Raw genomic sequence first — 24,354 nt, forward strand, 5'->3', positions numbered from 1 at the left:
GGCGATCCTTTTCTCTCAGCGGACTTTCGGGCACTCGTCGCGGTGCTCGAAATTCGTGGTGATCCATCCGTCCACAAGCGACGCGGTCTGCTCGGCGTGGCGGTCGATCATGGTGAAGTGGTCGCCCGGCACGAGGAGCACGTGCCGGTCACCTGGCGTGGTGTCGGTGGACAGGTTCCGCGGGAAGTCGGGCGTTTCCCGTTCCGGGTGGACGAACAGCAGCGGAGTGGACACGGGCCCGGGCGTCCAGTCCTCGAACAGCCGCAGGTATGCGCCCATCGCGGTGAGCTGCGCGTGATCGGTGCGCAGGTTCGGCAGCGTGCCGTCCAGGCGGTGGGCGACCTGGGCCATCTGCGCGAAGCAGTCGCCTCCCGGCGCGGGGCTGTCGAGCAGCACCAGCGCCGCCGGGGCGAGGCCTCGTTGCTCCAGCAGCGCGGTGACGGCGTAGGCGAACCAGCCGCCTGACGAATAGCCGACGAGCACGGCGGGATCGCCGTCGGCGCAGTCGAGGACCTTGTCGGCCTGGGTCTCGATGGCGGCGGCGAGCGTCGCGGGCAGCGGCTCGTCGTGCTGGTAGCCGGGGGTCGGCAGCACCTGGGCCGGCCGCTGGTCGCGGAACACCGACGCGAACCGGGCGAACTGGTAGGGGCTGGTCGGCGAGACGAGCGACGGGAAGCAGATCAGGCCTGGCCCCGTGCCGCCCCTCGTGAGCGGCACGGCGTCCACCGCTGCGTCCCGGGCGCCCGCGTCGAATGTCGGACGAAGCCTCGACATGATCTTCAGCAGCTCGATGCCCTCTTCGAACCGGCCCAGATCGCCGAGCTGCCGGTAGGCGCGGACGAGCTCGTCGTCGGCCGCGCTCGACTCTTCGCCGGTGCGCTGCCGAGGTACCGGATCTCCTCGGGTTTCCAGGGATTTCCGGAGAAACTCGGCCAGTTCGGCGGGCGTGGCGTGGTCGAAGACCAGCGTCGTCGGCAGGTGCCGGCCGGTGGCGGTGGCGAGCCGGTTGCGCAGCTCCACCGCGGTGAGGGAGTCGAAGCCGAGCTCCAGGAACGGCCGGTCCGCGGTGATCGCCCCGGGATCCGCGTGGCCCAGGACGACGGCGGCGCGGGAGCAGACCAGCTCCAGCAGGGCCTGCCGCTGCTCCGCCTCGGGCAGGTTCGCCAGCCGGTGGAGGAGCGCTTCGCGCTCCGGCCCGTTGCTGCGGCGACCGTCCCGGGCACGACGCCGGACCACCTCGCCGAACAGCGGCGGAAGCGCATCGCCGTGGGAGCGCAGCGCCTTGCCGTCGAGGCGGAGCGGCACGACGTGCGGATCGGGCAGGCCGCAGGCCGCGTCGAAGGCGGCCATGCCGTCATCGCGGCCGAAGGGGAGCACGCCGCCGGCGGCCATGCGATCCCGGTCGGTGTGGGTGAGGTGCTGGGTCATGCCGCTGGTGGTGTCCCAGGGGCCCCAGGCGAGGGACTGGGTGGGAAGTCCTCGGGCATGGCGGTGTTGGGCGAGTGCGTCGAGGAAGGTGTTGGCGGCGGCGTAGTTGGCCTGGCCGGGGTTGCCGAGGATTCCTGCGGCGGACGAGTAGAGGGTGAACAACGCCAGGTCGTGGTGGCGGGTGGCTTGGTGGAGGTGCCAGGCGGAGTCCACTTTAGATTTCAGGACGTCGGCCAGTTGGTCGGCGGTGAGCGCGTGGAGCGCGCTGTCGTGGAGTGCGCCGACGGTGTGGACGACGCCGGTCAATGGATGTTCGGCCGGGATGTTGTCGATCAGGTTGGTGAGCTGGTGGGGCTCGGAGGTGTCGCAGGCGGTGATGGTTACCGTCGCGCCAAGGGCGGTGAGCTCGTCGCGGAGGTTCTCGGCGTTGGGTGCAGCCGGGCCTTGGCGGCTGGCCAGGAGGAGGTGCCCGGTGTGTTGTGTGGCGAGGTGGCGGGCGAGGGTGCTTCCGAGGGCGCCGGTGCCGCCGGTGATGAGGATGGTGCCTCGGGGCTCGGGTGTCGTGGGGATGGTGAGTGCGAGTTTGCCGGTGTGGCGGGCGTTGCTGAGGTGACGGAAGGCTTCCGGGGCCTGGCGGATGTCCCACGCGGTCACCGGCAGCGGGCTGACGTGTTCTTGATCGAACAGCGCGGTGAGGTCGCCGAGCATGGCCTGCAGGTCGGCGGGCTCGACTTCGGTGAGGTCGAAGGCGTGGTAGTGCAGTCCGGGGTGTTCGGCGGGGTCGCGGGGATCGGTCTTGCCGAGCTCGATGAAGTGCCCGCCGGGCGTGAGGAGATCCAGCGAGGCGTCGAGGAGGTCTCCGGTGAGGGAGTTCAGCACGACGTCCATGGCGGGGAATCGGGTGGCGAACTCCGCGGTGCGGGAGGACTCGATGCGGTCGTCGGGGATGCCGAGTTCGCGCAGTGTGGCCCACTTGGTGGGGTGGGCGGTGGCGTAGATGTCGGCGCCGTAGTGCTGGAGGAGCTGGATGGCGGCCATGCCGACACCACCTGCTGCGGCATGCACCAGGACCTTCTGTCCAGGTTGGACTTCGGCCAGGTCGTGCAGCGCGTGGTAGGCGGTCAGGAAGACCGCGGAGGTGGTGGCGGCCTGGGCGAAGGTCCAGCCCTGCGGCACGCGGGCGAGCAGCCGGTGGTCGGTGATCGCGAGCGGGCCCATCGCGCCGGGCAGGATGCCCCACACCCGGTCTCCGACCCGCAGGCCAGGCACGTCGTCGGCGATCTCCGCGATGACGCCGGAGCCTTCGGCGCCGAGGGGCGGGGTGCCGGGGTACATGCCGAGGGTGTTGAGGACGTCGCGGAAGTTCAGCCCGACCGCCCGCACCGAGACCCGTACCTGACCGGCCGCGAGTGGGGCGTTGGCTTCGGGGAACTCCGCGAGGTGCAGGTTGTCGATGCTGCCCCGTTCGGCGACATCCAGCCGCCACGCATGGCCCTCGGGCGGGGTGAGAGCGTCCCGGGTGCGGGTCAGGCGGGGCACGAGCATCGCGTCGCCCCGCGCCGCGAGCTGCCATTCGCCGTGACGCAGCGCTATGCCGACAGCCCGCCTCACCGCATCGTCGAGATCGGCGCCGGGGTCGGTGTCGATGAGCAGGATGCGGTCGGGGTGCTCGTTCTGCGCTACGCGCAGCAGGCCCCACAGCGGGCCGGTGACCAGGTCCGGCACCTCACCTGGCTGCGCCGCCACCGCGTTCCGGGTGGCGAAGACGAGCCGGGTCGAGGCGAGTTCCTCGCGGGTCAGCCAGGCCTGCACCAGATCCAAGGCCTGCTGTGCCGTTCGCGCCACCGCGCCCGGCACACCGGAGCACCGCTCGATGGCGCGGAAGTCGGCGACCACCACGTCCGGCACGGGCTGTTGGCAGAGCTCGTCCAGGTCCGCATCCGGTGCGATGTGCACCCACTGCGCCGCAACGGCTTCGTCCTCGACGAGGCCGTGCGGTAGCCAGGAGAGGCGGAACAGCGGGTCGTGCGCGGGGCCGGTCACCGGGCGCAGGGTCAGCGAGTCGATACCGGCGACGAACTGCCCGCGCTCGTCCGTGGTGACGATCTGCAGCGCGTCATCGTCGAGCCGGCGCAGCTGAACCCGTAGCCGGGTCGCGCCGCGGTGCACGCGAACTCCCTTCCAGGAGAAGGGCATCCGGAGACCGGTGTTCCAGCCGATCAGGAACGCGGTGTGCAGAGCGGCGTCGAGCAGCGCCGGGTGAACGGTCCATTCGCCCTGGTGGTCCTCGTCGAGGCCGACTTCGGCGTAGACGTCGTCACCGCGTTGCCATGCGCTGTGCAGCCCTTGGAACGTCGGCCCGTACTCGAAGCCGTGGTCGGCCAGGTCGTCGTAGAGCCCGAGGACGTCGATCGGGGTGGCGTTCCGCGGCGGCCATTCCGCGAAAGTCGGCTCCTCGTCGAGGGAATTGCCTTGTGCGACGAGGGTTCCCGTGGCGTGGCAGATCCAGTCTTCGTCGCCGGACCGGGAGTGGACCGTGATGGTGTGGCGGCCCGACTCGTCATCGCGGGCGACGACGAGGTTCAGGGTGACCTGCTCGTCCTCGGACAACGTCAACGGGCTCTGCAGGACCAACTCCTCGACCTCGTGGTCGCCGAGGTCCTCGGCCGCGTGCAGCGCCATCTCGGCGAACACCGTGCCGGGAAGGATCACCCGGCCCTGGACCACGTGCTCGGCCAGCCACGGATGCGTCCGAACGGAAACCCTGCCGGTGAAGAGGGCTTCACCGGTGCCGGGCACGTCGGTTCGCGCGGTGAGCAGCGGATGTCCGGTGGCCGTCAGGCCGAGGTCGTCGGGATCGCCGGCGGAGAAGCGCGGCGACAGCCAGAAGTCCTGGTGCTGGAAGGCATAGGTGGGCAGGTCGATGTGCCGGGGGTTCGGGAGGTGCGGCGTCCAGTCGACGGTGACGTGGTGGGTGTGAGCGAGAGCGAGGTTGGCGAGCAACTGGTGCCGGCTGTTGTGGTCACGACGGAGGGTCGCGATGGCGATCGTGTCGGGGTGGTTGATGTGGTGGGTGAGGGTGGGATGCGGGCTGGGCTCCAGGTAGGTGTGGTGCCCGGTTGTGTGGAGTCGGGTGATGGTGTCGTGGAAGTTCACCGTGGTGGCGAGGTTGGTGTACCAGTAGTCCGCGTCGAGCGCGGTGGTGTCGAGTGCTTGGGTGGTGACGGTGGAGTGGAACGGGATCTCGCTGGGCTGTGGCGTGATTCCGGCCAGCCGCTCCAGCAGGGCCTGCCGGAGGGCCTCGACGTGGTGGCTGTGCGAGGCGTAGTCCACCGGTAGCAGGCGCGATCGGATGCCCTGATCGGTCAGCGAGCGGTGGAGTTCGTGGATGGCGTCGGTGTCGCCGGAGAGCACGGTGGCGGTGGGGTTGTTGATCGCCGCGACCGACACCCGTTCTGACTTGAGGTAGGGCTCAAGGTCGTCGGTGGAGAGCGGAGCGGAGAGCATGCTGCCGTGCCCGGCGAGGTGGGTGCGGATCAGCTGCGATCGCAGCGCGACGACGCGGGCGGCTTGGTCGAGGTCGAGCGCGCCGGCGATGTGTGCGGCGGCGATCTCGCCTTGGGAGTGGCCGACGACGGCGGCTGGCTGAACTCCGTAGGACTGCCATACCCGGGTGAGGGACACCATGACGGCGAACAGCGCGGGTTGGATGACGTCCACCCGTTCCAGTGCGCCTCCGTTGCGGAGCAGGTCGGTGACCGACCAGTCCTGGTACCGCGAAAGCGCTTGATCGCATTCGGTCATGGCGGCGGCGAAGACCGGGTTGGTGTCGAGCAGTTCGCGTCCCATGCCGGGCCACTGGCCGCCCTGGCCGGGGAAGACCATGACGATGCGGTCGGTGCCGTTGGTGGGAACCTGCGTGGTTCGGATGACGTCCGGTGCCTCGTTGCCGTTGGCGAGATCGTGCAGGTGTTGGAGGAAGTTGTGGCGGTCGTGGCCGAGCAGGACGGCGCGGTGCGCGAAGCCGCTGCGTTTGCTCAGGGCCGCCCCGACATCCACCGCGTCCCAGGTGTGCTGGCCGCTGAGGTGGATGTGCAGGCGCTTCGCGTATGCCTCAAGCGCTTCCGGCGTCTTGGCGGAAATCACCCATGGCACCAACGCGTCGCTGATCCCCTCGACGGATTCCACTGGTTCATCCGAAGCATCGGTGTCCTTTGTGGATTCATCGCCGCTCGATGGCTGCTCCAGGATGACGTGGGCGTTGGTTCCGGAGACACCGAAGGACGACACAGCGGCGCGGCGAGGCCGGTCGACATCCGGCCAGGGCTGCGGTTGGGAAAGGAGCGCGACGGTGCCGCCGCTCCAGTCAACATGCGTCGAGGGTGTCTCGGCGTGCAGCGTTGCGGGCAGTTCGTCGTGGTGGAGTGCCTGCACCATTTTGATGACGCCGGCGACGCCTGCGGCGGCTTGGGTGTGGCCGATGTTGGACTTCAGCGAGCCCAGCCACAGGGGACGCTCGGTGGTGTGGTGCCGACCGTAGGTCGCGAGCAGCGCCTGCGCTTCGATCGGATCGCCGAGAGCTGTTCCGGTTCCGTGCGCTTCGACGGTGTCGATGTCGGTAGGTGTGAGTCCGGCGTTGGCGAGTGCTTGTTGGATGACGCGTTCCTGCGAGGGGCCGCTGGGAGCGGTGAGCCCGTTGCTCGCGCCGTCCTGATTCAGCGCGCTGCCGCGCACCACCGCTAGAACGCGGTGGCCGTTGCGCTCGGCGTCGGAGAGCCGCTCCAGCACCACCACGCCGACGCCTTCGGAGAACACCGTGCCGTCCGCACCGGATCCGAACGCCTTGCACTTGCCGTCCCGCGCCACGCCCCGCTGGCGGCTGAACTCCAGGAAGATGCCGGGCGTGGCCATCACGGTCGCGCCCCCGGCCAAGGCCAGGCTGGACTCGCCCGACCGGAGCGACTGGCACGCCAGGTGCATCGCCACCAGCGACGACGAGCACGCGGTGTCCACCGTGACCGCAGGGCCCTCCAAGCCGAGCACGTAGGAGATCCGGCCCGACATGACGCTCGCGGTGTTCCCCGTCGCGACGAAGCCTTCGAACTGCTCGTGGTCCTGGCGCAGCACGGCCACGTAATCCTGGCCGTTGGTGCCGGTGAACACGCCCGCGTTGACGCCGCGAAGGGCTTCGGAATTGATTCCGGCGTTTTCGATCGCTTCCCAGGTTGTTTCGAGGAGGAGGCGCTGCTGCGGGTCCATGGCGAGTGCTTCGCGCGGACTGATGCTGAAGAAGGCGGCGTCGAATCCTGCCGGGTTGTCGAGGAACCCGCCGTGCCGGGAGTACGACTTCCCGACGGCATCGGGATCCGGGTCGAAGAGGTCGTCGAGGTTCCAGCCGCGGTTGGCGGGAAATCCGGTGATCGCGTCGGCGCCGGAACTCACCAGGTCCCAGAGGTGTTCGGGCGTGTTCACGCCGCCGGGGAAGTGGCATGCCATGCCGACGATCGCGATCGGCTCATCCACCGATTCCGTGCGAGCAGCCGTCACCACTGTCGAATGTGGACCACTGGAAACCAGTTGGGAAAGCAGGTGAGTGGCGAGTTGGGTGGGTGTCGGGTGGTCGTAGATGAGGGTGCTGGGGAGTGGGATCTGGGTGGTCGTGGCGAGTTGGTTGCGGAGCTGGATGGCGGTGACGGAGTCGTATCCGAGCTGGTGGAAGGTGTGGTGGGTGGGGATGGTGCTGGGATTGGGGTGGTTGAGGATGTTGGCGGTGTGGTGGGTGATGTGGTCGAGGAGGTGGGTGTGTCGCTGGTGCGCGGGCAGCGCGACGAGTTCTTGGTGGAGCGTTGTCGTGCTCTCGGCGGCCGAAGCGGTGACGGGTTGGTGGTGGGTGAGGAATGGGCTGGGGCGGGTGGCGGTGTAGGCGTCGTGGAACCGGTCCCAGTTGATGTCGGTGATGATCGGCGCGGTGTGGTGGTGGGTGAGAGTGGTGTGCAGGGCATGCAGCGAGGTCTTGGGGTCCATGGGCTGGATGCCGTGACGCATGCCGGTGTTGTGGATCTCGCCCATGCCTTGGTCGTGCCACAGGCCCCAGTTGATGCTGATCGTGTTGCGTCGGTGGTGTTGGGCGTATGCGGTGAGGTAGGCGTGCGCGGGTGCGTAGTTGCCTTGGCCTGGTGCGCCGAAGGTGGCGGCGATGGAGGAGAACAGGACGATCAGCGGGTTCTGGTGTGAGGTGAGTTCGTGGAGGTGGGTGGTGCTGTCGACGCGGTGGCGCAGGATGTGCGCGATCTGATCGGGTCGGATGGTGTTGATGGTGGCGTCGTCGAGGGTGCCCGCGGTGTGGAACACCGCCGACAGCGGAAACTCCTCCGGCACGGAGTCGAGTAGCTCCGCCACGGCATCGCGATCGGTGACATCGCAGCCGGTGATGGTGACGCGGCTGCCCAGCTCGACGAGTTCCGCCTGAAGTTCGCTTGCGCCGGGCGCGTTTTCGCCGCGACGGCTGGCGAGCACGATGTTCGGGGCGCCCTGTTGGGCCAGCCAGCGCGCCACCTGGCTTCCGATTCCGCCCGTGCCGCCGGTCACCAGGACGGTGCCGGTCGGTTTCCAGGGCGTGGGGTTGGCCGTGGGCTTGGGTGTGCGGGTGAGTCGTGCGGTGTGGGTGCCGGTGGGGCGGATGGCGGTTTGGTCTTCGGTTTTGTGCGCGAGGAGTGCGGCGAGCCGGGTGGTGGTGTGGTGGTCGGGCGTGTGCGGGAGGTCGATGAGTCCGCCCCAGCGGTGGGGGTGTTCGAGGGCGGTGACGCGGCCGAGTCCCCAGATGGTGGCGTGTGCGGGGTGGGTGAGCGGGTCGTGTTGGCTGGTGGTGATGGCGCCTCGGGTGAGGCACCAGAGCGGTGCGGTGATGTCGAGGTCACCTAGGGCCTGGATCAGAGCCACCGTGGACGTGACCACGCGCACGGCGGTTTCCGCGCTCGTGTCCTCTGTGGAGGATTCTTCGTCGGGGATGGCGAGGAGTGAGATGATCCCGGCCGGTGGTGCGATGTCGTCGAGTTCGCCGCGGATGAGTTCCGCGAAGGCGTCTCGGCCGATCGGTTCCGCGGTGTCGAGGACCATTTCGTGTGCTTGCGCGCCGTGGGCGTTGATCGCTTGGGTCACGGTGTGCGCGGCCGGGGTTCGCGCCACGGTGGGCGGCGTGATGATGAGCCAGGTGCCGGTGAGGGTGGCGGCGGCTGGTTCGGGGAGTGTTTCCCAGGTGATGTCGTAGCGCCAGGCGTGGGCGACGGTGTCGTGGCGTTGTTGGTCTCGCCAGGTGGCGAGTGCGGGGAGCACGTCGCGTAGCGGGGTGGTTTCGTCGATGTCGAGTGCGGCGGCGAGTGCCGTTGCGTCGCCGCACTCGACGGTTTCCCAGAATCCGGTGTCGTCCTGAGAGACCTCTGCGGTGGCGTGGTTGGTGGCCGGTTCGAGCCAGAAACGCTCACGCTGGAAGGGATACGTGGGCAGCGCGATGCGCTCGCGGTTGGGCAGGACGGCTTCCCAGTCGATGGGCGTGCCATGGGCCCACAGGTGAGCGGCGTTGGTCAGCAGCGTGTCGGTGCCGGGGTGATCGCGGTGGAGGGTGGTCGCGGTTATCGCGTCGGCTGCGGTGGTGTTGATGTGGTGCGTGAGCGTCGGCTGCGGGCTGGGCTCCAGGTACGTGCGGTGCCCGGTGGCGTGGAGTTCGCTGATCGTGCGGTGGAGATCGACCGTGGTGGCGAGGTTGGTGTACCAGTAGCCGGCGTCGAGCGTGGTGGTGTCGAGCGCCTGGGTGGTGACGGTGGAGTGGAACGGGATTTCGCTGGCTTGCGGTGTGAGTCCGGCCAGTTGCTCCAGCAGCGGTTGCTTGAGTGTTCCCACATGGTGGCTGTGGGAGGCGTAGTCCACGGGCAGCAGGCGCGATCGGATGCCCTTGTCGGTCAGCGTGGCGTGGAGGCGGTGGAGGGCTTCGGTGTCGCCGGAGAGCACGGTGGCGGTGGGGCTGTTGATCGCGGCCACCGACACTCGCTCCGAGTCGAGGTGTGGCTTCAGGTCGTCGACTGACAACGGTGCGGAGAGCATGCTGCCGTGTCCGGCGAGGTGGGTGTGGATCAGTTGTGAGCGCAGTGCGATGACGCGGGCGGCTTGGTCGAGGTCGAGTGCGCCGGCGATGTGTGCGGCGGCGATTTCGCCTTGGGAGTGGCCGACGACTGCGGCGGGCTGGATCCCGAATGCCTGCCATGCCCGTGCGAGGGACACCATGACGGCGAATAGGGCGGGCTGGATGACGTCGACGCGTTCCAGTGCGCTTCCCTCGCGGAGCAGCTCGGTGACTGACCAGTCCTGGTATCGCGACAGCGCCTGATCGCACTCGGTCAGGGCTGTGGCGAACACCGGGCTGGTGTCGAGCAGTTCCCGGCCCATGCCCGGCCACTGGCCGCCTTGGCCGGGGAAGACCATCACCAGACGGTCGGCATCCGCTGTCACGGGGGCCGCATTGCGCACCAGACCCGGCGATGCTTCGCCGCTGGCGAGTGCGTGCAGGCGGGTGAGGAACTCGTTGGCGTTCCCGCCGAGCACCACGGCGCGGTACTCGAACGCGGCCCGGGTGGTGGCGAGCGACCACGCCACATCCGACGGATTCCAGTCGCCCCGATCGCGGAGGTAGGTGTGCAGGCGCGCCGCCTGGTCGCGCAGGGCTTCCGGTGTCTTGGCGGAAATCACCAACGGCGCCACCACGTCGCCGCCTTCGGCGGTGTCCACGACCAAGATCTCGCTAGCACCGCTGTCCTGTGTGGACTTCTCGGTCCGCGATGGTTGTTCGAGGATGAGGTGGGCATTGGTACCGGAAACACCGAAGGAGGAGACGGCGGCACGGCGCGGCCGGTCGCCTTCCGGCCACGGCTGGGGTTCGGTGAGCAGCGCGAGCGCGCCGCTGCTCCAGTCGATATGCGTCGAGGGCGTCTCGGCGTGCAGCGTGGCAGGCAGCTCGTCGTGGTGGAGGGCTTGGACCATCTTGATGACGCCCGCGACGCCTGCGGCTGCTTGGGCGTGGCCGATGTTGGATTTCAACGACCCCAACCACAAGGGGTGTTCGGCGGTGTGGTGCTGGCCGTAGGTCGCCAGCAGCGCTTGAGCTTCGATCGGGTCGCCCAGCGACGTTCCCGTGCCGTGGGCCTCCACGGCGTCGACATCGGCGGCCGTGAGTCCCGCGTTGGCCAGCGCCTGCTGGATGACGCGTTCCTGCGACGGGCCGTTGGGCGCGCTGAGCCCGTTACTGGTGCCGTCCTGGTTGACCGCGCTACCGCGGATCACGGCCAGGACGTGGTGGCCGTTTCGCTCGGCGTCGGAGAGCCGTTCCAGCACCACCACGCCCGCGCCTTCAGCCCAGCCGGTGCCGTCGGCGTCGGCGGAGAACGCCTTGCAGCGCCCGTCTACCGCGAGTCCGCGCTGGCGGCTGAACTCGATGAACATCCCGGGTGTGGCCATGATAGTGGCACCGCCGGCCAGCGCGAGCGTCGATTCGCCCGACCGCAGCGATTGGCATGCGAGGTGCATCGCCACCAGCGACGACGAGCAGGCGGTGTCCACGGTGACCGCCGGGCCTTCCAGTCCCAGCAGGTAGGAGATCCGGCCGGACGCGACGCTGCCCGCGTTGCCGAGGTATCCCTCGACCTCCGGCGGCGCCTGGCCGGCGAGCCGGATCCCGTAGTCCTGGTACATCAGCCCGGTGAAGACGCCGGTGGCGCTGGTGCGCAGTCCGGTCGGGTCGATGCCCGCGCGCTCCAGCGCCTCCCAGGTGGTTTCCAGCAGGAGGCGTTGCTGCGGGTCCATGGCCAGCGCCTCTCGCGGGCTGATGCCGAAGAACGCCGGGTCGAACTGGTCGGCGTCGTGCAGGAATCCGCCGTGCCGGACGTACGACTTCCCCGTCGCGTCGGGATCCGGGTCGAAGATCGCGTCCAGATCCCAGCCGCGACCGGTGGGAAACCCGGAGATCGCGTCGGTTCCCGAAGCCACCAGCTCCCACAACCGCTCCGGCGAATCCACGCCGCCCGGCAGGCGGCATGCCATGCCGACCACGGCGATCGGTTCGTCGGCGGCCGCGCGCGTGACCACCGCGCGGGAACGGCGGGTGAGCAGCTCGCCGTGCAGGAACGCGGCGAGCGCACCGGGCGTGGGATGGTCGAAGACGAGGGTGGTGGGCAGCCGCAGGCCGGTGGCCGCCCCGAGCCGGTTGCGCAGCTCCACCGCGGTGAGCGAGTCGAAGCCGAGCTCGGCGAAAGCGCGGGCGGCGGGAATCCCGTCCGGGCTGTCGTGCCCGAGCACGATCGCGACGTTGTCGCGCACCAGGGTCACGAGGACGCGCATGGCGTCCTTTTCGGACATTCCGGCCAATCGGCCGGCGAGCGAGCGGGAGTTGGTGCCGCGACGCCGGTGCGGAACCAAGTCGCTCAGCAGCGGTGGAAGGGTGGACGACCGCGCATGGGCGCGCAGCACTCCGGTATCCAGCCGCAGCGGCACCAGAACCGGCCGCGCGGTGCCGCAGGCCGCATCGAACAGCCGCATGCCTTCGTCGGGGTCGAGCGCGAGGACGCCCGCGCGGGCCATGCGGTCCCGGTCCACGGCGGACAGGTGCTCGGTCATGCTCTGGCTGGTGTTCCACATGCCCCACGCCAGGGAGTGGGCCGGCGCGCCGTGGGCGATCCGGTGCTGGGCGAGGGCGTCGAGGAAGGCGTTGGCCGCCGCGTAGTTGGCCTGGCCCGGCGCGCCGAAGATCCCGGCGGCGGAGGAGAACAGCACGAACATCGCCAGGTCGTGGTCGCGGGTGGCCTGGTGCAAGTGCCAGGCGGCGGTGACCTTCGGGGCAAGGACGGCCGCCAGCTGCTCGGGGCGCAGGGCGTGCACCGGCGCGTCATCGAGGACGCCGGCGGTGTGGATGACTCCGGTGAGAGGGTGCTCGGCCGGGATGCCGTCGAGAAGCTGCTGAACGGCATCGGCGTCGGTGAAGTCGCAGGCCGTGATGCTGACGTTTGCTCCTAGGGCCCGCAGCTCGTCGTGGAGTTGCGCCGCTCCCGGTGCGGCTGCGCCCTTCCGGCTGGCCAGGAGCAGGTGCCCGGTGTGCCGTGTGGCGAGGTGACGGGCGAGGGCGCTACCGAGACCTCCGGTGCCGCCAGTGATCAAGATGGTGCCGTTGCCGGGCAGGGCGACGCCGTCCTGCGGATCGACGGTCGTCAAGCGCGGCGCGACGATTGTGTTGCCGCGCAAGGCGATCTGTGGTTCACCGTGCCGCAGCGCGGCTGCGATCGCCCGGTGCGCGGCGTCGTCGCTGTCATCGAGAGGATCGGTGTCGACGAGTAGGAAGCGGTCCGGGTGCTCGTTCTGCGCCGAACGCAGCAGTCCCCACAACGCGGCGGTCGCCGGATCAGGTGCTTCCGACTCGTCGACCGCGACGGCGCCACGGGTGAGCAGCACCATCCGGGCGGCGGAGGCCTCCGCGCGGCTCAGGAAGTCCTGCACCGCTTCGAGGGCCTGAAGGGTCAGTCGTTCCACCAGCTCCGGCAGGGCTTCGCCGCCGGATGCCCGGTGGTCGAGCAGGACGAGCTCCGGGAGTTCGGTGTCGTCGGCCGTTTCGGCCACGGGCGTCCAGGCGACCTGGAACAGGCCGCCGCGTGCTTCGGTGCGCACGGCGGGCAGCGGGCGCAGCGTCAACGACTCGACGGTCGCCACCAGGCGGCCGGTGTCGTCCGTGGTGCTGATCCGGATGGTGTCGGCGCCGGTGCGGCTCATGTGGACGCGAGCGGGTGCCGCGCCGCGCTGGTGCAGGCGCACGCCGGACCACGAGTAGGGCACTCGGGGCTCGGCGGGCTCGGCCTGGCCGACGAAGGCGGTGTGGAGGGCGGCATCGAACAGGGCCGGATGGATCGCCCACTCGCCGACGCCCCGGACGGTGTCGGCGACTCCGATCTCGGCGTAGATGCCATCGCCGAGCTGCCAGGCGGTGTGGAGCCCTTGGAAGGCCGGGCCGTAGTCGAAGCCGTGCTCGGACACCGCGTCGTAGAGATCGCCGATGTCGATCTGCGTGGCACCCTGCGGCGGCCACGCGGCGAACGCGTCGTCACCGTCGTCGAGCGCGTCGTCTTCGCGCAGCACGCCTGTGGCGTGGCGTGTCCAGGAACCGTCGCTTTCGTCTCGCGAATGCAGGCTCAAGGAGGGCTCGCCGGAGGCGATGGTCAGATGCACGGTGAGCCGGCCGTCCATCGGCACCACGAGCGGTGCGTGGAGGGTGAGCTCGTCAACGCCGTCGTATCCGACCTGCGTGGCGGCATGCAGCGCCATGTCGAGGAACGCCGTGCCGGGAAGCAGGACCGTTCCGCCCACCGCGTGGTCGGCCAGCCATGGGTGCGTGTCGAGCGAGACGCTCCCGGTGAACACGGTCTCCCCGGTGTCCGGCACCTCCGTCCGCGCCGCGAGGAGCGGATGGCCCGTGCCCGTCAGCCCCAGCTGCGCCGGATCGCCCGCGGCGCTCGGCGCGGTCAGCCAGAAGTCCTCGCGCTGGAACGGGTAGGTGGGGAGGGCGATGTGCTGCTCGGAGGGCAGGACCTCGGCCCAGCTGATGGGCGTGCCGTGGGCCCAGAGGCGGGCGGCGTTGGCCAGGAGCGTGTCGGTGTCGGGCTGGTCGCGCTGCAGGGTGTTCGCGCTGATCGTGTCGGGGTGGTCGATGTGGTGGGTGAGCGTTGGGTGCGGGCTGGGCTCCAGGTAGACCCGGTGTCCGTCGGTGTGGAGTCGGGTGGTGGTGTCGTGGAAGTTCACCGTGGTGGCGAGGTTGGTGTACCAGTACTCGGCGTTGAGCGTCGTGGTGTCCAGCGCCTGGGCGGTAACGGTGGAATAGAACGGGATCTCGGCCGCTTGCGGTGTGAGTCCGGCCAGCCGCTCCAGCAGCGGTTGCTGGAGAGCATGCACGTGATGGCTGTGCGAGGCGTAGTCCACGGGTAGCAGGCGCGATCGGATGCCCTGGTCGGTCAGCGCGGCGTGAACGGCGCGGATGGCGTCGGTGTCGCCGGAGAGCACGGTGGCGGTCGGGCTGTTGATCGCCGCGACCGACACCTGCTCCGAGTCGAGGTACGGCTTGAGATCGTCGACGGACAGCGCGGCGGAGAGCATGCTGCCGTGCCCGGCGAGGTGGGTGTGGATCAGCTGGGATCGCAGCGCGATGACGCGGGCGGCCTGGTCGAGGTCGAGTGCACCGGCGATGTGCGCGGCGGCGATCTCGCCTTGCGAATGCCCGACGACGGCTGCGGGCTGCACCCCGTAGGACTGCCACACCCGGGCCAGGGACACCATGACGGCGAACAAGGCGGGCTGGATTACGTCCACCCGTTCCAGTGCGCCTCCGTTGCGGAGCAGGTCGGTGACCGACCAGTCCTGGTACCGCGAAAGCGCCTGATCGCACTCGTTCAGGGCTGCGGCGAACACAGCGTTGGTGTCGAGCAGCCGGCGTCCCATGCCGGGCCATTGGCCGCCTTGGCCGGGGAAGACCATCACCACGCGGTCCGGGTCTGGTGTCGTGGGCCCGCTGCGCTGGATGATCCGGGGCGAGTCGCTACCGCGGGCCAGGGTGTGCAGTTCGGCCAGCAGCTCGTCTCGGCTGCGCCCGAGGATTACTGCTCGGTGTTCGAGCGCGGCTCGTGTGGTGGCCAGTGACCAAGCCACCTTCAATGGTGTCCAGCCGGATCCCTGCACCAAGTGGCTGTGCAGTCGTTCTGCTTGCGCTGCAAGGGCTTTCGGTGTCTTGGCGGAGATCACCCATGGAACGACGTCGGCACCGGCGTCCGCACGATCCGCCACGGTGATCTCCGTGGGCGCGCTGGATCCCGAAGTGTCCTGTATGGACTCTTGCTGTTCGAGGATGAGGTGCGCGTTGGTGCCGGAGACGCCGAAGGCGGACACGGCCGCGCGACGCGTGCGGCCGGTTTCCGGCCACGGCTGGGGTTCGGTGAGCAGCGCGAGTCTGCCGCTGGTCCAGTCGATGTGGGGCGAGGGCTCGTCGGCGTGCAGCGTTGCGGGCAGTTCGTCGTGGTGGAGGGCCTGGACCATTTTGATGACGCCGGCGACGCCTGCGGCGGCTTGGGTGTGGCCGATGTTGGATTTCAGCGATCCGAGCCACAGGGGACGTTCGGTGGTGTGGTGCCGGCCGTAGGTGGCCAGGAGTGCTTGGGCTTCGATCGGGTCGCCGAGCGAGGTTCCGGTGCCGTGTGCTTCGACGACGTCGACATCGGATGGCGTGAGCCCCGCATTCGCGAGTGCCTGGTGGATCACGCGCTCCTGTGAGGGCCCGTTGGGTGCGGTGAGTCCATTGCTGGCGCCGTCCTGGTTGACCGCGCTGCCGCGGATGACGGCTAGGACGTGATGTCCGTTGCGTTCGGCGTCGGAGAGGCGTTCCAGCACGATGATGCCGACGCCTTCGGCCCAGCCGGTGCCGTCTGCGTTGGCGGAGAATGCTTTGCAGCGGCCGTCTTGTGCGAGTCCGCGTTGGCGGCTGAATTCGATGAAGATGCCGGGTGATGCCATGACGGTCACGCCGCCTGCTAGGGCGAGTGTGGATTCCCCGAACCGCAACGACTGGCACGCCAGGTGCATCGCTACCAGCGACGACGAGCACGCGGTGTCCACGGTGACCGCCGGGCCTTCCAGCCCGAAGGTGTAAGAAAGGCGGCCGGACGCGACGCTGCCCGCACTGCCGTTGCCGAGGAAACCTTCCAGCTCCCCGAGCGAACTACCGGCCAGCCGGGTGGCGTAGTCCTGGTACATCATGCCCATGAACACGCCGGCGCTGCTGCCTCGCAGCGTCTCGGGGTCGATGCCGGCGTGTTCGAGCGCTTCCCAGGTGGTTTCCAGCAGCAGGCGCTGCTGCGGGTCCATGGCCAGCGCTTCTCGTGGGCTGATTCCGAAGAACGCGGCGTCGAAAGCCGCCGGGTTGTCCAGGAACCCGCCGTGCCGGGCGTACGACTTGCCGGTTGCGCCCGGGTCCGGGTCGAAGAGGTCGTCCAGGTTCCAGCCGCGGTCGGCGGGGAATCCGGTGATGGCGTCGGTGCCGGAGCTCACCAACTCCCACAGCTCGTCCGGCGAGTGCACGTTGCCGGGGAGCCGGCACGCCATGCCGACGATCGCCACCGGTTCGGCATCGGAGCTCCGGGACGCGACGACGCTGCGCCGGGTGCCGGCGTTCGTCAGGAATCCCCGGATGTGCTCGGCCAGCCGGGCGGGAGTCGGATGGTCGAAGACGACGGTGGTCGGCAGGCTCAGCCCGGTGGCGGCCATGAGCCGGCTGCGCAGTTCGACGGCGGTGAGCGAGTCGAAGCCCAACTCCAGGAACTGCTTGTCGCCGGGGATGTCCTGGCTCCCGCCGTGGCCGAGCACGGCGGCGGCCTGGCCGCGCACGAGATCCAGCACCGCCCGTGCCCGTTCCTGCTCCGGCAGGTTCGCCAGCCGGTGGATGCGCGCATCCGGCTTCCGGCGCCGCTGCGGAACCAGCTCCTGCAGCAGCGGTGGAACGCCGTGGGAGCGGGCGTGGGCGCGCAGGCTCGTCATGTCCAGCCCGAGCGGCACGAGGTAGGGCAGCGGCGTGCGGCACGCGTCGTCGAACAGGCGAAGGCCCTCAGCGGGGTCGAACGCTCGCAGGCCTGCCCGGGACGCGCGATCTGCTGCGGCTTGGTCGAGCTGACCCGTCATGCCGTCCGCCGTGGCCCACGCGCCCCACGCGAGGGACTGCGCCGGCAGGCCGTGGGCCCGCCGGTACTCGGCGAGCGCGTCGAGGAAAGTGTTGGCGGCGGCGTAGTTCGCCTGCCCCGGGTTGCCGAGCACGGCGCCAGCCGAGGAGAACAGCACGAAGAGAGCGAGGTCGTGGTCGAGCGTGGCCCGGTGCAGGTTCCACGCGGCGTCGACCTTGGGCCGCAGCACCGCGGTCAACTGCTCGTCGCGCAGGGCGTGGACGGGCGCGTCATTGAGCATGCCCGCGGTGTGGATGACACCGGTCAGCGGCTCATCGGCGGGAATGCCGTCCAGGAGCCGGTCCACGGCCTCGGGATCGGTGACATCGCAGGCCACGATGTCGACCGACGCGCCCAGCTCGCGGCCCAGCGCCTCGGCTCCCGGGGCGGCAGGCCCCTGCCTGCTGACGAGGAGCAGGCGGCCGGTGTGCCGGGCGGCCAGGTGCCGGGCCACGGCGCTGCCGAGGGCGCCCGTGCCGCCGGTGATGAGGATCGTGCCGTTCGGGTCCGGCGAGGCCGCCTCGCCGGGCTCCGGCGCGGGCCGCAAACGCGGAACGAACGTCGCACCGTCGCGGACCGCGATCTGCGGCTCGTCGTGGTGCAGCGCGTCGGCGATCGCCTGCTCGACGGCCTCGTTCTCCGTCGCGGCATCCACGTCGATCAGGAGGATGCGGCCGGGATGTTCGTTCTGCGCCGGGCGCAAGAGGCCCCACACGGCCGCCGTGGCCGGATCGGGGACGTCGCCCGGGCGCACGGCCACGGCACCCGCGGTGAGCAGCGCGAGGCGGGTGGAGGAGTCCCGGTCGAGCCAGGATTGCACCTGGGCGAGCGCCTCCCGGGTCAATCGCGTTGCCGCGTCGGGCAGATCGTCGTCGGCCGACCGGAAGTCCAGGACGACGACCTCAGAGTCCACGGCCAGCGCGTCGCCAGGACGGTGGAACGTGCATCGCTGGGCCGCGCCGGTGATGTTCCACGTGCGGGCGGACCAGGCGAGCTGGAACAGGCTGCCCTGCCGGTCGGGATCGACCGGCGTCGTCAACTGCCGCAGGGTCAGCGATTCGATAGAGGCGACAGGCTGCCCGGTTTCGTCGGCGAGGTCGACGCGCAGGCTTTCGGAACCGGTGCGACGCAGGTGCACGCGCAGCCGCGGGGCGCTTGCGCGGTGGAAGCGGACGCCGCTCCAGGAGAAGGGCAGCGCGCGTCCGCCTTCCGCGGCGAGGAACGCGGTGTGCAGGGCCGCGTCCAGCAGCGCCGGGTGGATTCCCCACGCGCCCGTGCCGTGATCTTCCGGGAGTGCGACTTCGGAGTAGAGGTCGTCACCTTGCCGCCAAGCGGCGTGGAGGCCCTGGAATGCGGGGCCGTAGTCGAAGCCGAGGTCGGCGAGGCGGTCGTAGAGGTCGCCGACGTCGATCGGCTCCGCCTCCGCCGGCGGCCAGCTCGTGAGATCCGGTTCCGGGCTTGCCGGGCCGATCGACCCGAGGGTTCCGGTCGCGTGATTGGCCCACGGCCCGTCGTCGCGGCGCGAGAACACGTTCAGCGCGCAACGACCGGTGTCGCCATCCGGTTTGACGGTCAGGCGCAGCGTGACGTGGTCGTGCCGGGGGAGCGGTAGTGCATTGTGGACGGTGAGGTCTTCGAGCTCCAGGTCCAGTTCCGCGGCGGCGTGGACGGCCATGTCGAGGAAGGCCGTGCCGGGCAGCAGGACGGTGTCTTGAACGGCGTGGTCGGCGAGCCAGGGATGGGTGTCGAGCGAGATCCGCCCGGTGAAGACGGTCTCGTCGGTGTCCGGTGACTCGACCCGGGCCGGGAGCAGCGGGTGCGCGCCGGTGGTCATGCCCAGGTGCTCCGGCACGGCACCAGGCGGCGCTTCCAGCCAGAAGCGCTGGCGCTGGAAGGCGTAGGTGGGCAGGTCGAGAACACGACCTCGTGGCAGGAGCTCCGCCCAGTGCGGGCTGAGTCCAGTGGTGTGGGCGTGGGTGAGGGCGGAGAGGTAGGCGGTGGTGTCGTCGGTGCCGGCCTTCAGCGTGGGGTGTGCGGGCGTGTCGTGAGTGGATCGGGCGAGGGTGGTGAGCGTGGTGTCGGGCCCGAGTTCGAGGTGGTGGGTGACGGTGTGGTTTTCGTGCAGCCAGGTGAGCGCGGGGTGGAATCGGACCGGCTGGCGGATCTGCCGGGCCCAGTAGGCCGGGGTGGTGATGTCGCCGGTGGGGGTTCCGGTAACGGTGGAGATGATCGGGATCTTCGGCTGGTGGTAGGTCAGCCGGTCGGCGATCTGCTCCAACTCGTCGACCAGCGGATCGCAGTGAGCGGAGTGGAACGCCCGACTGGTGTGCAGTTCCCGGACAGTGCGGCCCTGGCCCCGCCAGTGGTCGGCGATGGCCCGCACCGGGTCGGGGTCGCCGGAGATGACGGTGGACCGAGGTGCGTTGATCGCGGCGACGGAGACACCGCTGCGCGGGTCGAGGAGTTCGGGATGAGCCTCGGTGAGCTCGTCCTCGCCGGCTTGGATTCCGGCCATCACACCGGTGTCGGGCAGGGTGTGCATCAGCCGGGCCCGCCCGGCCAGCAGCACGGCGGCATCCGGCAGGGAGAACACTCCGGCCAGGTGGGCGGCGGTCAGCTCACCGACGGAATGGCCGATGAGGTGGTCCGGGGCGATGCCGTGGTGTGCCAGCAGCCGGAACAGCGCTACTTGCAGCACGAACAACGCGGGCTGCGCGACGAGCGTCTGCTCGACCTCTTCGGCCCGGCCGTGGAACACGATCTCGGACAGCGACCGGTCCAGCCCCAGCAGCGGGTCCAGGTGCGCGCACGCCTCGTCCCAGGCCTGCGCGAACACCGGGAACGCCGCGTACAGCCCCCGGCCCATGCCGGGCCGCTGACTTCCCTGGCCCGACAACAACATCGCGGCACTCGGATCGCCCACCGCGATACCGCGCACCACACCGGGGCCTTCCCCGGCGCGGGCGATGGTTTCCAGCCCGGCCAGCAGTTCCTCGCGGTCGCTTCCCAGGACCGCGGCCCGGCAGTCGAAGTTCGCCCGCGAGCTCAGCGACGAGCCGACCTCCAGCGGTGTCCAGTCGGAGTCGTTCCGAAGGTGGGTGAGCAGCCGAGCCGCATGTTCCTGGAGGGCCTCGGGGCTCTGCGCGGCGACCATCCACGGGACAGGAAGCGATGCCTCGTCCTTTGTGGACTTGGTGCCCTGGGGTGGTTGCTCGATGATGAGGTGGGCGTTGGTGCCGGAGACGCCGAAGGAGGACACGGCGGCGCGACGCGGCCTGTCGCCTTCGGGCCACGGCTGTGCCTCGGTCAGCAGTGCGACGCTGCCGCTGCTCCAGTCGACGTGCGGTGACGGTTCCTCGGCGTGCAGCGTGGCGGGCAGTTCTTCGTGGTGGAGGGCCTGAATCATCTTGATGACGCCCGCGACGCCCGCGGCGGCTTGGCTGTGGCCGATGTTGGACTTCAACGATCCCAGCCACAAGGGCTTCTCGGCGGTGTGGTGCCGGCCGTAGGTGGCCAGCAACGCCTGCGCCTCGACGGGATCGCCCAACGACGTCCCGGTGCCGTGTGCTTCGACCACGTCGACATCGGCCGGGCGGAGCCCGGCGTTGGCCAACGCCTGCCGGATCACGCGCTCCTGCGATGGCCCGTTGGGAGCGGTCAAGCCGTTGCTGGCGCCGTCCTGGTTCACCGCACTACCGCGCACCACCGCCAGCACGCGGTGACCGTTTCGCCGGGCGTCGGAAAGCCGCTCCAGCACCACCACACCGGCGCCTTCGGCCCAGCTGGTGCCGTCCGCCGCCGCGGCGAACGACTTGCAGCGGCCGTCCTGCGCAAGCCCGCGCTGGCGGCTGAACTCCACGAAAACCGTTGGCGTGGACATGACCGTGGCCCCGCCGGCCAGGGCGAGCGTCGATTCGCCGGAGCGGAGGGACTGGCAGGCCAGGTGGATGGTGACGAGGGACGACGAGCAGGCGGTGTCGACGGTGATGGCGGGGCCCTGCAGCCCGAAGGTGTAGGCGATGCGGCCGGAGGCGATGCTGCCCGCGCTGCCGTTGCCCACGTAGCCCTCGAACTCCGGCGGGATGTGGTGGACCAGCCGGGCCCCGTAGTCCTGGTACATGATCCCGGTGAACACGCCGGTGCTGGTGGTGCGGAGGGCCTGCGGATTGATGCCCGCGTGTTCGAGTGCTTCCCACGACGTTTCGAGCAGCAGTCGTTGTTGCGGGTCGATCGTCGCGGCCTCGCGGGGGCTGATGTTGAAGGGAGCGGGGTCGAATTGGTCGGCCTCGTGGAGGAATCCGCCGTGGTCGGTGTAGCTGGTACCGGGGTTGTCGGGGTCGGGGTCGAAGAGGGTGGTGAGGTTCCAGCCGCGGTTGGTGGGGAAGCCGGTGATGGCGTCGGTGCCGGATGCGACCAGCTTCCACAGCTCGTCCGGTGAGTGCACGTCACCGGGCAGGCGGCACGCCATGCCGACGATGGCGATGGGTTCGTCCGTGGTCGACGTGCGAGCCGGCGCGGTGGTGACCTGGTGTGTCCGAGGTAGGAGCTGGTCGTCGAGGTAGTTGGCGAGTGCTTCGGGTGTGGGGTGGTCGAAGGCGAGGGTGGTGGGGAGTTGCAGGCCGGCGGCGGTGGCGATCCGGTTGCGGAGTTCGACCGAGGTGAGGGAGTCGAAGCCGAGGTCCAGGAACGGGCCGGCGGCGGGAATTGCCGCCGCACCGGCATGACCGAGCACCGCCGCCGCCTGAGCCCGGACGAGATCCAGCAGGGCCTTGTGCCGCTGCCGATCCGTCATGTCCGCGAGCTGCTGGACGAGAGCACCGGATTGCCCGGACGCGGCGCGATCGCGCCGGGGCACCAGCTCGCTCAGCAGCGGCGGGAGGGAAGCCGAGCGCGAGTAGCGCCTGAGCGCCGCGCGGTCCAGATCCAGCGGCACCGGATTCGGCCGGGCAGAGCGCAGAGCGCTGTCGAACAGCGCGAGACCATCGGCCTCCGCCAACGGCATGACCCCGGCGCGAGTGAGGCGCTCGACCTCGCCCCGGTCCAAGCCGCTCGTCATGCCGCTGTCGGTGCTCCAGGGGCCCCAGGCGAGGGCCTGGGCGGGTTGACCGTTGGCATGGCGATGCCGGGCGAGTGCGTCGAGGAAGGTGTTGGCGGCGGCGTAGTTGGCTTGCCCTGCGTTGCCGAAGATACCTGCGATCGAGGAGTAGAGGACGAAGAAGGCCAGGTCGTGGTGCTGCGTGGCGCGGTGGAGGTTCCAGGCGGAGTCCACTTTGGATTTGAGGACGGTGGCGAGCTGTTCGGGGGTGAGTGCGTGGATGGGGCTGTCATCGAGCACGCCTGCGGTGTGGACGACGCCGGTCAACGGGCGCTCGGCCGGGATGCTCCCGATCAGCTCGGAGAGCTGGTGCGGGTCGGTGGTGTCGCAGGCGGTGATGGTGACAGCAGCGCCGAGCTCGTCGCGGAGGTTCTCGGCGTTGGGCGCGGCCGGTCCATGACGGCTGGCCAGGAGGAGGTGGCAGTCGGGGTGTTGCGCGGCGAGGTGCCGGGCCAGGGCGCTGCCGAGGACGCCGGTGCCGCCGGTGATGAGCACGGTCCCGCCGGAGAGCTGCACCGCGCCGGTCGCCGGTGCCGAGGCCGTCAACCGCGGCACGAACACCGCGTCGCCTCGCGCGGCGAGCTGCGGCTCGTCGTGGCTCACGGCCGTGGCGATCAGCCGCTCGACGGTGTCGGCGTCGGCCTCGGAATCGACGTCCACCAGCAGGATCCGGCCCGGATGCTCGGACTGGGCGGACCGCAGCAGCCCCCACAACGGCGCGGTCGCCAGATCCGGGGTCTCCTCGGCGCCGACGGCGACCGCCTGATCGGTGAGCAATACCAGCAGCTCGCCGGACGTTTCGTCCTCGCGCAGCCAGTTCTGCACGCAGGTCAGCAACTCGTCGGCCAGCCGCCCGACCAGCGCCGGGATGTCCTCGTTCGCGTCGGCCCCGGCGGTCCGGTAGTCGAGCAGCACGACATCGGTGTCGAGATCGGCCGCCCGGTCGTCGGTGATCGGCAGCCAGTCGAGCTCGAACAGGCGCCCGGAATCGGAACGTCGCGGAGCGCCGGCCAGCGGCCGCAGGGTCAGCGACTCGACCTCCACCACGGGATTCCCGGAATCGTCCGAGGCGATGATCCGCACCGTATCGGCGCCGGTGCGCGATGTCCGCACGCGCAGCCGCGACGGGCACCGTCCGCGCAGCCGGACGTCCGCCCACGAGAACGGCAGCCGGATCCGGTCGTCCTCGTCGCCGCTCCAGTCGAGCAGGAACGTGGTGTGCAGGACCCCGTCGAACAGCGCCGGGTGCACTGCCCATTCCGGGGCGGCGTGCTGCTCCGGAAGGTCGATCTCGGCGAAGACCTCGCCGTCGCGTTCCCAGGCGGCGTGGAGCCCGCGGAAGGCCGGGCCGTAGTCGAAGCCGAGGTCGGTCAGCCGGTCGTAGAGATCCGCTGTCGCAACGGGAATCGCGCCTTCCGGCGGCCACACCGCGAACACGTCGTCCACGACGGCATGCGGAACGTCATTCGGCACGAGGGTGCCGGTGGCGTGGCGCGTCCAGAACTCCTCGGGATGAACCTCGTCCGCCGAGACGTCCTGCGACCGGCAGTAGAGGGTGAACGTCCGCTGGCCGGTGTCGCCGTCGGCGGTGATGGCCATGTGCAGCGCGACGTGTCCGTGGTCGGGCAGCGCGAGCGGCGAGTGGATGCTCAGGTCGGCGAGCCGGCATCCGACCTGAGCGGCGGCGTGGAGCGCCATGTCGAGGAAGGCGGTGCCGGGGAGCAGGACGGTGTTCTGGACGGTGTGATCGGCGAGCCAGGGATGGGCGTCGAGCGAAATCCGCCCGGTGAGGACGGTTTCGCCGGTGTGGGGCGTGGTGATCCGGGCGATGAGGAAGGGGTGCCCGGTGGTGGCCATGCCGAGTTGCTCAGGTCGTTCGGTCGTCGGCGGGTTGAGCCAGAAGCGCTGGCGCTGGAAGGCATAGGTCGGCAGGTCGAGCATTCGCGCCGGTGGCAGGAGCGTGGCCCAGTTGGGGCTGAGTCCGGTGGTGTGCGCGCGGGTGAGGGCGGTGACGTAGCTGGTGGTGTCGTCGTTGTCGGGATTCAGCGT

General features: G+C 70.0%; 1 protein-coding gene. It reads right to left on the minus strand.

Annotation, left to right across the window (positions count from 1 at the left end):
* Positions 1 to 15 precede the first annotated feature (15 nt).
* On the minus strand, positions 16 to 24,246 hold the full coding sequence (locus AB0I53_RS10640; protein WP_358599716.1) for a type I polyketide synthase: 24,231 nt from the start codon (positions 24,244 to 24,246) through the stop codon (positions 16 to 18).
* Between the last annotated feature and the right edge of the window lie 108 nt (positions 24,247 to 24,354).

The organism is Saccharopolyspora sp. NPDC050389 (assembly GCF_040655595.1).
GTDB lineage: Bacteria > Actinomycetota > Actinomycetes > Mycobacteriales > Pseudonocardiaceae > Saccharopolyspora.